At 61.1% G+C, this 15,228-nt stretch carries 11 protein-coding genes; 2 read left to right on the plus strand and 9 right to left on the minus strand.

Annotated features, from left to right (window positions below):
• The coding region (locus EU805_RS15040) for an integrase core domain-containing protein (RefSeq protein WP_129764807.1) at nt 1-424 on the plus strand (424 nt) is incomplete at its 5' end.
• A gap of 877 nt (nt 425-1,301) precedes the next feature.
• Here the strand turns inward: EU805_RS15040 and EU805_RS17515 are convergent.
• From EU805_RS17515 to EU805_RS15055, 4 genes are all read right to left on the minus strand, one after another.
• On the minus strand, nt 1,302-2,708 hold the full coding sequence (locus tag EU805_RS17515; protein ID WP_165351979.1) for a site-specific integrase: 1,407 nt from the start codon (nt 2,706-2,708) through the stop codon (nt 1,302-1,304).
• Between the two features lie 181 nt (nt 2,709-2,889).
• A complete protein-coding gene (locus EU805_RS15045) occupies nt 2,890-4,983 on the minus strand; it encodes a site-specific integrase (protein WP_129764808.1) in 2,094 nt (697 codons plus the stop codon).
• 27 nt (nt 4,984-5,010) lie between these two features.
• The gene (locus EU805_RS15050) at nt 5,011-5,268 is read right to left on the minus strand and encodes a helix-turn-helix domain-containing protein (RefSeq protein WP_242494194.1); all 258 of its coding nucleotides are present in this window, start codon (nt 5,266-5,268) and stop codon (nt 5,011-5,013) included.
• A 211-nt stretch (nt 5,269-5,479) separates the two neighbouring features.
• The gene (locus tag EU805_RS15055; RefSeq protein WP_129764809.1) at nt 5,480-5,920 is read right to left on the minus strand and encodes a very short patch repair endonuclease; all 441 of its coding nucleotides are present in this window, start codon (nt 5,918-5,920) and stop codon (nt 5,480-5,482) included.
• 86 nt (nt 5,921-6,006) lie between these two features.
• On the opposite strand from EU805_RS15055, the gene EU805_RS15060 reads away from it, so the two are divergent.
• Nucleotides 6,007-7,500, plus strand: coding sequence for a DNA cytosine methyltransferase (locus EU805_RS15060; protein ID WP_129764810.1), 1,494 nt, complete (start codon nt 6,007-6,009; stop codon nt 7,498-7,500).
• A gap of 27 nt (nt 7,501-7,527) precedes the next feature.
• On the opposite strand, the gene EU805_RS15065 is transcribed toward EU805_RS15060, so the two are convergent.
• The 5 genes from EU805_RS15065 to EU805_RS15085 are packed head-to-tail and all read right to left on the minus strand — an operon-like array spanning nt 7,528 to nt 14,674.
• On the minus strand, nt 7,528-8,325 hold the full coding sequence (locus EU805_RS15065; RefSeq protein ID WP_129764811.1) for a hypothetical protein: 798 nt from the start codon (nt 8,323-8,325) through the stop codon (nt 7,528-7,530).
• Nucleotides 8,322-9,233, minus strand: a complete 912-nt coding sequence (locus tag EU805_RS15070; RefSeq protein WP_129764812.1) for a hypothetical protein — start codon at nt 9,231-9,233, stop codon at nt 8,322-8,324. Before EU805_RS15070 ends, EU805_RS15065 begins: the two co-directional genes overlap by 4 nt.
• Entirely contained in the window at nt 9,230-11,062 is a 1,833-nt protein-coding gene (locus EU805_RS15075; RefSeq protein WP_129764813.1) for a hypothetical protein, read from the minus strand. The genes EU805_RS15070 and EU805_RS15075 overlap by 4 nt, the downstream gene beginning before the upstream one ends.
• A complete protein-coding gene (locus EU805_RS15080; protein ID WP_165351980.1) occupies nt 11,059-12,057 on the minus strand; it encodes a PD-(D/E)XK motif protein in 999 nt (332 codons plus the stop codon). Before EU805_RS15080 ends, EU805_RS15075 begins: the two co-directional genes overlap by 4 nt.
• A complete protein-coding gene (locus EU805_RS15085) occupies nt 12,050-14,674 on the minus strand; it encodes a Z1 domain-containing protein (protein ID WP_129764815.1) in 2,625 nt (874 codons plus the stop codon). Before EU805_RS15085 ends, EU805_RS15080 begins: the two co-directional genes overlap by 8 nt.
• Between the last annotated feature and the right edge of the window lie 554 nt (nt 14,675-15,228).

The following is a 15,228-nucleotide window of genomic DNA, read 5'->3' on the forward strand; positions in this document are numbered from 1 at the left end:
GATCGAGCGCCGCGGCAAGCCCGGCATGATTGTCAGCGATAATGGGACGGAGCTGACCAGTAACGCGATCCTGCGGTGGTGTTCCGAGCACCGGGTCGAATGGCACTACATCGCGCCGGGCAAGCCGGTGCAGAACGGTTTCGTCGAAAGCTTCAACGGCCGGATGCGCGACGAGCTGCTCAACGAGACCATGTTCCGCAATCTGGCCCATGCGCGGATCGTGATCGCAGCCTGGGCTACGGACTACAACACCGAGCGCCCCCATTCGGCCTTGGATTACCAGACCCCGGCTGCCTACGCGCGGACCCTGACCACCGCAATCGCCCGCCCCGCTGCGCGAGATGAAAGCTCCGCGCGCCGGGCGATTGCTCAACCTGCGCCAACCGGCGTAAACACTAACCGGGCTCCGGTCGTGGCTGGATGAAAGTTCAGTGGCAGGTCACGGGGAGCGCGGCCAACGGAATGACGGCGCCCATTCCCTCACTTCACCCTCGGCTGGACGGTTCCGGGCCTGAAATTGTAGAATTGGCAATCTCGGTCCGGATGTTGCGGCACGTTGCGGCAGAAGACGGAAAAAATTGAGAAGGGGCCCTTCCTACCCCGTGCGGGTGAAAGGGACCCGTTTTCAATTAAACCGGAAAAATGCAGATATTACGGTATTCTGCGGCGGTGAGCGGCAGCCCTGCTACAACCGCCGGTCAGGGACCGGCATCATCATGTCCGCATGTCGATGGCCACTCAGTAGCTCCGATCGAGGCGGCATTCATGGCGTCTTCGACCCTCGAAATTGCCGCGAGGCGTTGGTGGCCGGAGAGCACGCGCCCTGCGCCACGAAGGAATATCGAACGGACATCCCGCCCTTCCGGCTTCAGAGTCCATCCCAATGCTTGCAGGGCTTTTTCGGCCGTCGCCCGCAGTTTTCGGCGTGTCTCACGCTCCGCAACGTGCGGCAATACATATGCGATCTCATGGTCCTCGCAGCCATGATGCCGCTGGATCTCGAGGCGGACGAGACTTCCGGGAGCGCGGGCCTCAAGCCATATGGCAACGTCGCGGGCGTCCGTTTCGAGCCGCCTCGCCGCCGCGCGGGTCCTCTCCATGGCAGCAAGAGTTTCGGGAGACCTGGTAGGGTAGTCGTGCATGGGTTCCTTCCGATCGTTCATGTCTGGTGCCAGGTGTCCGATCTGCCGAGGTGGGCACCGGCAGCACTCGCCGTCCGCCTCGATGTCCATGCCAGGCTCTCCCTTGCCGGCGGCACTTTCGGCGTCTCGTTAACAGACCGCCCTGCGGACCAACTGAGGCTACACGCGCAAGGTCGTGGGAGATGACCTCAGGCCGGCAATGCGTGCCCCATGATCGCGTGCGGCCCTCATCCCTTGGGCGTGATCGTAGCTGTCCATGGTCGTGGCGGCGCTCTTGTTGCCGATGAGCGCTGGCGCCAGGTATCCGCCGCTCTGAATTTCTTCTGAGGCCTCGGTCGCGGCATTGTCCCTGACCCGATGAATGCTCACGCGCACGCCGAGGTGCTTGCAGGTGAGATCGCCGACCAGACGGCCAAGTTGCGCCGAGGTGATGGCCGCGCCCATATCGATCACGCTCGGAAAGAGCGCCGGCCCGTCATCGAAGAGTGGCCGGAAACCCCGCTGGTAGTCGTCAAGAGCCGACCACAGCACGGGGTTGATCAAGACTTTGTCATAGCCGGCGAACCGCTTCTTCGCCTCACGCATTTTCAGCACGCGCCCGGGCAGCACGACATGGACGTGGGGCTTTTCGAGGAGAAATACGGTCGTCCCCATAGCCAGGTGCGACAGTGCCCTTGCCCGCTGCGGCAGGGCCGCAGCAAAGGACAGCAGCAGGCCGTTACGGAAGTCACGTGCGACATGCAGACCTCGAAGGCCATTCTCCCGTGCCGCGGCCATGAGATCGACGCCGAGATCGAAAATCGTCGATGCGCCGACGATCTGCGCGCCGGTCTTCGTCGGCCGGCCCGCGACCTTGGCGAGGGCATCATGTCGCGCGATGACATGATCGCATCCTGCGCTCTGGAAGCCGGGATCCGCCACGACGCGAAAGCCGGAGAGGATGCGCGACAGATAGTCGGAGACGCTCCGATCCGAGACACCGTCGGCCCTCAGGTCCGTCGCGTAGACGTTGAACGAGGTACCCGAGGGGGGCACCTCTCGACCGAAAATGGCCGACGCGCGACGCCATCGCGTCAGGGCATGCGCCACGGCCTGAACATGGTTCGCGCTCCATTTCTCGGAATGAGGTCCAGGCTCACTGATCAGTTTCGCTATGAGCTTGCCCTGCCACTCCTCTGGGAGTGACGAGATTGCTGACCGAGCGCGCTCGTCGATCGACTTTGCCCCCACCTTCGGAGTGCACCGGCTCTGGCGCAGGACCTGGCCAATCATGCCCGCGACCGGGACGCCCCACAGGACGGGCGCACCGAGTTGCACGTATGCGAGCTCGGAAGCAGCATATTCTGTCCCGAGGCGCGCGGAGAGCGCACCGAGATAGCCGGATATTTCCGTGCGGTCCGGCACGGGCATGGGCCAGCGCACATCGCCGCGCCACTCCGAAAAGCCACGCACCGAGCGGAGAACGGGCCCGGGATCGACGCCTGGTCGATCCCGGCCGAAGGCCTCGCGGAATTCCTCTGAGGAGCACAGTGCGGCCCGCCCGGACTGAGATTTCGTGACCCGCATCAGGAGATCTCCCGCCTTTTTGCATTGGCCGGTCGTTCCGATCGCGTCGCCTGATGGGCTTGGCAGGTGCACCCGGGTCCCGGCTCAGGGTCGACGACGAGACGGGAATGTTGGTCGAAGATCGCGTCCACGCGGGTGCGGAGCAGCTTTCCGTGATCCGATCGCTTCTGAAGTGGGGTCTTCATCCTCTGTTCCTTTTCTTCTTTGTTTTTTCGGGCTTCCGGGACTTCTGATCGGCGAGGTATTTGCTCCACCTGTCGAGGGCGAGGTCCTCGTCGATCTCGGCATAGTGCGCGAGCGTCGTCTCCAGTCGCTTGTGACCGAGCAGACGCTGGACATCGGGCAGCCGATCCGGGTCTTCCCTGAGCCAGAGCCAGCCAAGGAAATGCCGGTAGAGATGCGGGTTCATCTTGAACCCCACGATCCGTTTCGTGTGCCGGACGAGACGCTCGAGCAAGCCGGCATAGGGTTGCCCCGGTTCGCCCCCTTCCCCCTGTGACGGGAAAAGGAATGGATTTTCGTCGTCTCCTGCTCGCAGAGCCTTCGGCCGGACCTTCTCGACAAACAGCTTCAACCGGGCTGAAGCATGCTCATCAAGCGGTATATGCAGGTCCGGATCGTCGCTGTCGCGCCCTTTCACCTGCACATTCGGAACGACGATACGTGCCGTATTTCCGATCCACGAAATCCAGGACATGCGGATGCCAGTGATGTTGGCCCGCCGTGGTGCCCGCGCCAGTAGAATGTCGCTGGCGATGGCGCACATGATGTCCCGGGCCTCTTCAGGTCCGAGCAGGTCCATCCTGGTCTTGCCGCGGCACTTCCGTTTCCGATTGTCGATGATCGAGTTGACCTCGTCGGTCAGGATGTCGCTCAGATCGATCAGCCGCTGCTGGCGATCACCGATGATCTGCCGCAGCCGTGCCTTGTTACGACGCGAGATGCCAGTCTCGCCGATCGCATGTTCGTTGATATGCCCGGCGATGGCATTCACGTCGTCGGCGCTTCGACCGATGTAGTCCCGCGCCAGCTTCTTCAGCGTCTTCCCGACCGACTCGGCATAACTGCTGGGAAACTCGTCGTCGGAGTTTCCGGAACTCAGAACGTCGAGGACGCTCTCGATGACATCCGGATCAGTATATTCTGTCAGGTCCTCAATAAGATATCCTGTCGAGGCGTAGAGCGCCTTCGCTCCCGCGATCAGCTGGTAGCGCCGGTTTTCGAGAGTCCTCTCGCTCCATGTCTGTCCGGGCAGGAGGAAACCAGCCGACTGCCGCTCTTCCTCGGTGCGCTTTCGGCCCCCGTTCTTCTTTTTCAGAAGGGCTTTCTTCGGGTTCACCGGGAGCGTGGACTCGTCGGCGTCCAACTGCGCGAGGAACGCTTCTTCCGACAGCCCATCACGAGATGCCTCGCCCCTCAGCCACCGGCTGACAGGCCCGTCGAACTCGGAGAGCAACTCGGAAAAGACCGAGGCATCGACGCCATACTTGTTCCTCCCGTCCGGGAACGGGTGCTCCACCACGCTGAACCCATAGGAGCTGAAGTCTGCATCGGCCGCGAGGCGTGTGCAGAGCGCCGAGATGCGCTGCACGTGCTTCTTGCAAGTCGCCTCACCCTTCGGGCTGACCGCGAGCCGGTGCAGATAGTATTCGTGCAGGACCTCTGTGGAGATTTCACAAGGTGAAATTTTCCGCTGGTAGAGGAAATGGAAGAACGTCCCCGAGATCAGCTTCAGGTCATCTGGGCAATCGGACTCCGACAGCACATCGTGGATTTCGCGATAGATGCCAGCCACGTCCCGAATTCCGGACGGCCGGTTTCGACCGCCATGAGAGTGAATAGCCGCCAGGATGTCGGATTTGTAGGTGGCGAAGCTGTTTTCCGTAAGGTCGAGGGTTGCAGCCGACCAACTCGACAATTTCTCGATCGCGCGCCGGCGATCCACGATTTCGATCTCGGCCACCCAACCCGCGGCCTTCAGAAATGCCTTGAGACGGGAGATGAGCACACGGTTGCGGCTGTCGGATTTCTCATCCCCTGTCGGGCGGGCCAGGTCGCTCATCAGGCGCGAATAGGTCATCTGACCCGCCGGCATCGGCAAGTGGATACCCATAACCTCGCCGAGCGCATCGAGCGTTTTCCTGTCCGACCGGATGCCGGGGATCTCGAGAATATCCTGCACAGCCCGCGGGTTCAGACCCGCCTGCAGGGCGAGCGCTCGCTTGCTGCTCCCGGACGCCCCGAGATAATCCCGAATTTGATCTTGAACCGTCATGTCTTCACTCCCGTGCTTGGCTGGCGCTCACTCGAGATCGAGAGCCGCCCTCCGTACGGGGCGGATCCGATGCTCGAAGAGCGCCAGCCAATCGGGGTGCACGAGCCAGCTCTTGCCAGGCTTTGTCCCGTCCAGGAACACCCTGCCCCTTTCGGTCACGGTCCCTTTCACGATCCAGTCGCGGATCGTCCGAGGGTGTCGCCGCAGTTTCTTGGCGACGTCTGCTGTTGTCAGGTATCCGGCGTGGTTTTCATCTTCGGTGGTCTGCGTTTTATCCTCGGACATCTTGGTCTCCTCTTTGCTACAAGAGGGACCTACGCCCCGGCGGGGCGGCTCCAAAACGCGGGCGCAATCTTTTTTGGAGGCTCGGCGAAAACCCGGCGATGAGCGGCGAACAGGGATCTGCTAATTTTGCGATTTCCGCCGCAGGTTAGCCCGATTAGCAGCAATAACCATGCGTCGGTGCGTGCGCTTGGCGAGCACCGTTCAATGGCTTTCAACCGAACTCGCGATGCCGACTGCCACTTCGAATGAAATCGATGACTTCTTCGATCAATGCTTGGTCCGCTTGCTTTCCGATTGCGCATTCCCAGACGATCGCAGTTCTCCAGCCCAATTGGTGAAGCTCCTCCAGAGCACGAGCATCCCGAGCCACATTCGCGGAGAACTTCCCCCTCCAAAACTCCACATTGCTGGAAGGCATCGTGGCTTTGGGGCATCCTGCATGTCTATGCCAGTAGCATCCATGTACCTGAACCGCGACATTCCACTTGCGGAGAACTATGTCCGGCGACCCCGGCAATGATCGAACGTTCACACGATAGCGATATCCGGCGGCATGGAGCGCCTTCCTGAGAAGCATCTCGGGCTTGGTGTTCTTGCCGCGGATGCCAGACATCATCCGCGAGCGCGTCTTCTTGTCGACGATGTCTGTCATGACAATGATTTGGCTCCAACTGGCAGATTTTCGACCTGGTTCCTGACGGCAAACCTAGTAGAACACCTCGAATCCGGAGGTGTGGTTTGGCGAAGGAATATGCAATCATCGACCTTTTTGCCGGGCCTGGCGGGCTGGGAGAAGGCTTTTCGCGCGCTGGCCAGGAAGCCGAGGCGAAAGCGCGCATCCACTTGTCGGTCGAGATGGAGCCCCATGCGGTCCAGACGTTGCGCCTTCGGTCGTTCCTTCGCAGTTTCGAGAATTTCCCTCGAGAGTATCATGATGCGCTCAATGCGGGTCGTGGTCTGCCCGACTGGACAGAGCTGTATCCGTCAAACTGGCAGCAAGCCAACGCTGAGGTGAGACAACGGGTGCTCGGCCAAGAGGGCGTTTTCGAGGAGCTTGCCGTCGAGTTGGACAGAGCGCGCGAGATCCATCACGGCGATACGATCCTGATCGGAGGACCCCCATGCCAAGCCTATTCCCTCGCCGGGCGTTCCAGAAACAAGGGCAAGCAGGGTTACGTGCCGGAAGATGATGACCGGCACTATCTCTATCGTGAATACGTGCGGATCCTGAACCGCCTCGAACCAAGCGTGTTCATCATGGAGAACGTCAAGGGAATGCTGTCGTCCAGGGTCGATGGCGGCGGCATCTTCAGTCGCGTGCTCGATGATCTCGAAGCCGCCGGCGAACATGGGTATCGCCTTCTGCCTCTTGCAACGACGCCGCCTGCCGACGGTGAAAGAGCGGATGGCCGCGATTTCCTGATCCGGGCAGAGCAACATGGCGTCCCGCAGGCTCGGCATCGCGTGATCGTGCTTGGGATCCGCAATGACATTCCGATTCCCGCAATCGATGCTCCACTGCTCGGGGAACCCCAGCCCTCTGTCACTGTTTCGGAAGCGATCGATGACCTCTGGCGCCTTCGCAGCGGCCTGAGTCGCAAGGACAGCGCGTCGGCCTGGCACGAGGCTGTGCGCGAACAAGCCGAGCGGATCGCGCGCGACAAGGGCATAGAGCCTGATGTCCGCCACATCGCGCGTGATGTCGCAAAGGCAAACTCCCGGCCTGAGCTTCGGACAGCGCGCATGAGAGGTAACGGCGAATTCCTTCCGAACCACCTTCGCGACTGGCTACTGGACGACACGCTCGCCGTGTCGCTTCACCACGAGACCCGGGGGCACATCCCCGCGGACTTGGGCCGATATCTGTTCTCGGCGGCGTACTCCCGCGTCCATGACCAGGCGCCGAAGCTCTCGCAGTTTCCAGAATTTCTGCAGCCCGAGCATCGAAACCGCGGCTCGGGAGACTTCGCGGACCGCTTCCGGACCCAGGTCGCTACGCGTCCATCGACGACGGTGACGAGCCATATATCCAAGGACGGACACTATTTCATCCATCCTGACCCTAACCAATGCCGCTCTCTCACCGTGCGAGAGGCTGCTCGGCTTCAGACCTTTCCCGACAACTACTTCTTCTGCGGTCCGAGGACCATGCAGTATCATCAGGTTGGAAATGCGGTTCCCCCCTACCTTGCCTATCAGATCGCGAAGGCAGTCCTGCGGCTTGTCGGTTGAACCCTCCGCTACGCTTTAGGTTGCGGCTCAGCTTTCCGCGGTTGCGAACGGGCGCGACGCGGGAAGGTCGTCCGTGACGCCTGCCACGCGAAAGAAGATCTTCTCGATCTCCCGTGTCAGGACCGACTGCTCCAACTCCCCGAGATCGATGATCTCGTTGCGCAGCCTGACCATCTTCGTGGCGGCACGCATCACTTCCTCCATGCGCCCGCGGCCGATACGCCCGGATGTCACCATCCAGGCGGACGCAATGGCCCGGGCCAGCTTGCGGTCCCCTGCAAGTGATGCGCGCTCGAAGATCTGAACCATCGCGTCTTCACTCAGGGCGTGCACCAACTGCCACCTGTCGACCGAGCCGGGGCCGAGATCGAGGGTGACCCCACGGATCCAGAGTCTCTGGAACGCATTGCGCACGCCGCCCCGAAAGCGCTCCAGATTGCGATCCGGGAACCGCCACGAGACGACATCGGCCAAAAGCGCCGACGACAGGAATGCCCAGACGTCGTCCCTCAAGGCCTCGCCCGTCGAAAGGATGTCCTGATCGCCGAGCCAAGTGGTCACTTCCGCGTCGAATGCAGAGCGCGACTTCTGGTCCGAGCTTTCCGGAAACCCGTGCCTTTCCGCGATCTGCCTGATCTCCCGGGCGATATCGACAGCGGATTCGGCACTGACCGATCCCCCGCTGGGGGCGAACCAGAGGAAGGAGGAATGCTCGTCGAGGATGTCGAGCACTTCCTTCACGGTCGGCACCTCGCTCCCGACGTCGTCGATGATCTGCATCACGCCCAGCTCGTTCAGGCGAGGCAACAGCAGGACACGTGTCATTCGCCTTCTCCGACCTGTGCAGCAGCCATGATTGTTGCGCGGAAACGTCCCGGAGCGCCGGCCATCTCCGCCCTGATTTTGTTGAGGGATTGCCCGGGGAACGCCATGTCCAGCCAGTTCCTGACCTGATCCCCCACCGAGCCCTCGACACAGTCAGCGAGCGCCTCGTCGCAATCGGGCATGGCGACAACGTTCTCGATCATCTGGGACATCACATCCCCCAGCACCGCCTGGACCGTCGCCGGATCACCCGCGACGAAGCGCTCGCAGAGTTCGGTGTTGTCGGCGTTCACGTAGACCCGCACGGCACCGCCGAAGTCGGCGTCAAGCAAGCCGCTGCGCCAATGCACATACCAAGGTGCCGAGGCATGCGGCTGGCCGGTGAATGCCGACGCGAAACTGATGGTCTCGAGTGGGAAGCGTGCTGCTCCGCCATCCTCGAGCAGGATGTCCTTGCGGTCTGTCCAGAGTCTGGCGCCCGTCATTGCCGGCGAAAGCACACCGGGACTGACAGGCTCTGCATCCAGCACGATCCCTGCCTCCAGCAGAAGGCGCCCGGACAAGCGCGATCCCGTCACGACAGCACGGGCCTCGAATTCGGGGGCGGAAGGCACAAGCTTTCTCGTCTGGATTCGGTCCATTCTTCTGGGCATCTTCCCTGAGCCGGTTCCGGCTTTCAGGACAAGGGCCATCGAAAGCTGGTCGAGCGGAATGTCGAGCTGCGCCGCCGCCCGCTCGAAATCGATCTCGAAACCGACACTGACCTCCAGGTCCCGTTCATAATCCCAGCCTTCGAAGATATCGGTGGCCGGCACCAGCGGTTCACCCGGATCGCCGAGCCGCCACCCCATGAACCCCACTGAGGCCGGATCAAGACGACTGAAGGGAAATGCAACACGCTGATTCATGTGCCCGCCTCCTCAAGCGACAGCCGCAACCCGATGGCCGCCTCTTCGGGCACGGGCACCCTGCAGACGACCCTGCCCGCCATGGTGCCGATTGCCATGCTCTCGCCCGGCTCCGTAGCGTCCGCGACGGTGAGGTCGAGGACCTGCCCGGTAAAGCCGACGTCCACATCATCCGGAGATGCGATACCCCCGTCCATGACCAGGTGCGGCACGGCCTTCAGGACAAGGTCTGTTGATCGTCCATCGTTCGACAGATCCGCTTCGAAGACGGCGATCTTCCGCCCGGCATCGATTTCCAGATGTGAGAAGCGGGGCGAAGACACTCTTGTCCGTTTCGTCGTTCCACCTCCGCCGCCTCCGGTTCGGCGGCCGGGGCCCTTGGCCGATCCCCCCTCCAGCAACCGGCCCATGAGCGTCGCTGTGGCCGCGAGGGACTGTCCCTTTTCTTCCGACTGTCCTGAAGCGGACAGCGGATTGGCGAAGGTGCGCGCGGCCTCGTTGATCCGCTTCAGTCCGACATTCACGAAGGTCTTCGAGCGTCCTTTGGGAAGGTTGTCAGGAATCCAGTCGTCGTGCGCCGGTGGTTCGGCGTCGGCGAATGCCGCTTCGACCTCGTCGTCATCCGAGCAGACGAAAACGCCCCCCCATTCGAACCGTGCATCCGAGAACGCCTCGCCTTCGACATACTTGACGACCAGCTCGACCGGCCGCATCAGCGCGATGTGGCTGGCCTGTTTCGGGAACGGGCTATGGGCACGCAGTGCGGCCGGATTCCGATCGGAGCGCAACCCCTTGACCATGGCAATCCGGCCCAGATCCATGGCCGGACGCTGGCTGCGGACGATCTGGCCGCCACCTGACCTGATGTCCGAAAGCGCCCGGGCGAAATGATCGAGCGGCGGATAGTCTTCCGGATCGGGAACGTGGATATTCTGTCCCTCCACGTCGATGGACACCGAGAGCTTCCGATGACCCGGCGTGTCCCTGCACATCCTCGGCCAGAAATTCCAAAGGACGGTCTCGAGCAGATGCGGACCGACTGGGAGCCGCTCATCCTCTTCGTCTTCCTCATCGAGGCGGGGCGAGACGATCATGATCGTCGTCCCTGTCGCTTCGGCGCTTCGTTCGGGCAGACCGAGCAAGCCTGCCAGACGAATAGCCTCATCCCCTGAGAACGGCTCCACTCCGCTCGTACCGTCGAGACTTCCCCACCAGTGTCGCCCAGTAAATCGCTTCCGCACATCACCTTCGATCGCCGCGAAGGTTCCGCCAAGGCGGCATGCCATGAGCCTGCGAACCGGAAGGCCGTCGCAGGTCGTCTGGCTGTCGACGAGAATTGTCGAGTGGCGGCTCAACGCATAAAGCGACGTCTTTCCGTAACCATATGTTCCACCGCCATGATGGGTGTCGCGGGCGGCGCCGACATTCCGCATGAAATTCACGAAATCCGGATCTTCCGGCCCATCTGCCACAAGGTCCGCTCGGGTTGGCCCCGAAAGCCCGCTTGTCCCGAAATCAGCGATCTCGAAGACTTCGAGGCTTTCTCCCATCAGCTCCTCCTGAAGAAGAGCAGCGTCGGCGTCCTTCGGAATTTCCGCGAACACGCGACCGCGGAGCGCAGCGAATTCCTCGCCCCGAAGAACCCGGCTTCGCAGCATAACCTTCGGTCCTTGGTCCGGCAGCGTGGCGTCCATCGAGTTCTGCAACGCTTCGCGGATAACCGTCTGCAGAAGGCCGAGCGCCGGCCGCCCGAGAAGGCGTCTGAAGCCCTCGCCGGTAATATTTCCCGTCGTGGCGAAAGGTTCGCTGTAGAGCTCCATCGACTTCATTCCGCAAATCCTTTCAACACGCTTTCCATATCCTCGTGGGGAACAAGAAAGTCGCGAGCATGCGAAAGATCAATTTCATAGGAAAGCCTCGCGACACCTGCCGGCAAGACACCGGCCGAGAAATCACCGGGCGTCAGTCGCGGAAACCCCGGCTCTACGCGATAGATGTCCAAGCCTTCGAAAGAGAAACGCGTACGGTTCCACCTGTCGTCATCAGGCGCGTCGCACCCCAGCTTGCCCAGAGCCTCGGTCAGACGGTGGGAGTCGGCACCAGCCTCGATGATCGACTTGCACAGACCGGATACAGACAGGTTACCCTCCTCAGCCCTTTCCAGGCGAACGTGCGTCAGAAGAAGTGTGCCCCCCCCCGGCGGATCGAGCTGCAGTATCCCATTGATGCCCAGACGCCCGGCATCCGCACGTCCCGACGTCTTCACCTCCAGCGCACGGTCACCGCTCCGGAAGTCGTGTCGCTGGCCGAAGGGCCCGGTCCACGATGAAATGGCGCCAGGCTTCAGATCCACAATCCGTTTCAGGATCAGCAACTCGCCGACCAACCCCATGACCTCTGCCGACGACGGATCCTTGCGGCCACGGCCCATCAGAAGTGCCCTGAAATCCGATATCGTTCCCGACACGGCCTTGGCAGGCGCCTGCCCGTCGCGAAGTCTGATCAGGATTTCACCTGCCAGCTCCGCAAAGACGTTGTCGAGCTTTCGGTCGGAAACCATCACGTCGATGAAGGACACAGAGCTTCCGTCCATAGTGAACGTGCTAACGTCGGCGAACAGGTTCGGCCCTGATCCCAGATCCTTCGGCGGTGATCTTCTGCCGAAAGGAACAAGCAAGCGCGGCTCGCCCTCCGGCCCCACGGCATACAGGGCCGGACCGTATCCCGTCTCGACGCGGCTGTTCAGGGTCGGCACCTCGAGCCGTCCGTCACCTCCACCGGTCGACCTCAAACGGCTCCAGAACTCCCGTGCGCCGTCAGGCATCCTGAGGCTCCCGTGGTTCGCCGATTTCCTCCAACTCGTCCTCTTCGAACTGATCCGCGGCCGGTGCATCCAGTTCCACAGCGAAGTAGCCGCCCGAGCGATCCTTCTGCCCCGGAAAGACGATACCGAACCCCATGACATCCTCGACTGCGTCGAGAGGAACACGCGTCTTCGTTGGCCCCTTTGGTGGAGATTTGCCATCGATCGGGTAAAGCAGCAGTAAGGGCACCTTGGGCCGAAGGGATTTCAGGTTCGTCCAGTCTTCCTTTCCGTCGAATTCGGCTATGCGTTCGGGCTCTGCATCGACAAGAATGTCCCGTTTGGACATAAGCGCCTTGATGTCCGCATAGTGATCGGGCGACGCCTCCAGCCGCGAACGGCGTATCGTCCGGACCTGTCCAAGTTCACCGAGTTCCCGCGTTGAGCTCGTGTCGCTCCGCGGTTGCATGACGGCGACGTTCCAAGGTCCGAATGTCTCTCCCATCTCGTCAAGATATCCGAGAAGATGCGGCTTCTTCAGATCCATGTGCTCATTGCAGATGTCGGTTGCCACGATGAAGCTTCGGATCGCTTCGAAAGGCACCTGTCTGAAAAGCACGTGGCTCCCCTCGTCCGCTCTCGTCGCGGCCACCTCGGCGCACGCGTCGACGAGGTTTGCTGCAGCGCGCCAGTTGCCCCGCAGAATATCCGCTTTCCGGTGATCAAAGCGGATCGTCTGAACATGCTGGCCGTCGTAGCTCATGCTGGTCCGATGAACGTGTTTCATCTTTGCGGCCGACGTGATGGCCATGCCGGGAATCGACCGGACCTTAACGGCGAACTGCATCGGCGTCAGATTGCGGGTGTTGTATTCGGCGATGTCGTCCCTGATCTCCTCTTCAATTCGCGCCAAGGCCCGAAAATTCGCGATCAGGTCCGCAGTGGTCCACAGCCGCGGAAGGTCGTCGTAACCAGGCCGGTATCCGAACCAGCGCCCCATCTGGAGAAGCGTATCGTATTGCTTCGAGGTCCTCAGGAAATAGGACACTGTCAGACCCTCGAGAGTCAGGCCGCGCGCCAGGACCGTGCCTCCGACCACGATGCAAGTGACGGGACCGTTCTCGTAGTCGAGCCGCCGATCGCTTTTTCCGTTTTCGACCGGGAAGGTCAGCGCGGCCAGAACATCCGGCAGATAGTCACGGACGGTCTCGAGACTCTCCGGAATCCGGTCCGCGCCCGGAGGCGCCGTGCGCTCGACCTCGTCAAGGAAAAGCGCGTCGAACCGTGCGCCCGTCTCTCCGGAACCGGAAACGATGTCGGGGCCATGCGTTTCGATCCAGTTTCTGATCAGGTCGGACATGTAATCGTGCTGGGCAACATACTGCGACGAGTGAACCAGCATCGACATGTGCTTGTCCTGATGCCCACGTGACCGCCGGATCGCGCAACTGGCGAGGAACCACATGATCGCATTCTCGAGGCTTGCCGTCATGATCGGACGGAAGCTTTCCTTCTCGTCGTTTCTGGTTGGTCGGATCAGGTCCGGGTCTTCCTTGGCAAGCAGCCGCACCATGTCGCGACCGTCGTCTTCCTCTTCGGCCGAGTCGCTTCCGAATACTTCTGCCGCCCCGAAGTAACCGATCGGTTTCTCGAGCGCCGTGATAAAGTCGGCAGGATACAGATCATCCAGATCCTCCTGATTGAACGGGAACGGATCGATGAAAACATTCGCGAACGGTGTCGCGGTATACCCGACATACGAGACTGCCGGTAGCTCGGCCAAGACTTGCCGGATCGCCTCGTTGATCCGGGTCATGTCGAAATCCCCCCTCGATGAATTGACGGATGCCTGATCGCATTCGTCATCGATCAGCAGAACCTTTAGCTTGTCCATGACGATCTTCGGGGTCTTCCTGATCGTCTTACGTAGGGCACGGAGGCGGCTGACCTCTTTCTTCATCACGATGAGCTGCGCATGACCCTCATGCGGCATCGTGAAGGCGCCGTTGGCAGGATGGCTGAAGTCACCATTTTCGTCGCTGGTGGTATACAGCTCCCACAGGTGCCTGTGCCTTCCGACAACGTCCTTGGCAAAGCGATCCTGGGTCTGCTTCCTGAGCTTGTTCGTCACGCCGCCCAGTACGATGATCAGGTTGTAGCCAGCATCGACGGCCTTCGCTATCACGGCCGTCATGTTGGCCGTCTTTCCGGATTGGACATAGCCAACGACAAGCCCACGGCATCGAAACTGATCCTTCGCGGGGTTGTCGAGGAGTGAAACCACTTCATTGGACGCTTCATCCAGCGACCGGATCGTCTCTTCGGCCCAGCCTTTCGTGTTCAGAAGATAGGCGTGAAGTGCAGGCCAATGACGATCGTTGCCTCGAGGACCGTCATACCACTTTTCCCGATCCGCGATTATGGAGTTCTTCCGGAGGATCACGACATCCTGCTCCGTTGCTCGCACCCGCTGCACTGCCTCATCGAGGTCCGAGATCATTTGCTCGGTGAAACTCATGCCCCAGCTCTCGAGGTTCTCTCTCACTGCCGCTGCAACCTGTTCCAAGTTGTCGTAGTTCGACTTGCGGTCTCGAATTTCCTTTTCGAACTTGAGAACCTGTGGTGACGCGTTTGTCATGATACTGCCCTTCTCAAATCTTTTTTTAATTACTTCTGCTTGATCCCCGCGGACGAATCAAGCGACGGGGATTGCCAGTCCTGATTTCATCCCAGTGATGTGCCGATAATGAAGCCGAATTGGCCGAGTTCTATTAAAGACGTTATATCCTTTGTATCCTGCTCTGACGATCAAGCTCATGCAACCGTAGCTGCCCCGCCCGCCTGATAAGGAAAGCATCGAAGAAGCGCTGTTGTATCGACGACTACACCATTCCAATTCCACCGCATGCAAGTTCCGAATGACCTCGCCCCTGAAGTCGACGAGGCGGCGGTTTTGGGTAAACATGTTCGCGTGTCCGGCTCGCCCCATCTCGGCGATCAGTGACAGGGCCTCTGCCGAGCGGGCGTGATCGAAGGTCTCCTGGATGTCATCGGTCAGGAAGGCCGCGAAGCAACAGACAGAGGCACTGCTTGCCCACGCTGCGGCCGTTCTCGTCGGCCAGCGAGCCCTGCCTCTGCCCCCTCTACGCACTTGGTGTCACCACGAGGTACTTGCCCGGGCGACTCTTCTGT

The organism is Salipiger sp. IMCC34102 (genome assembly GCF_004145405.1).
In the GTDB taxonomy this organism is placed as follows: Bacteria; Pseudomonadota; Alphaproteobacteria; order Rhodobacterales; family Rhodobacteraceae; genus Loktanella.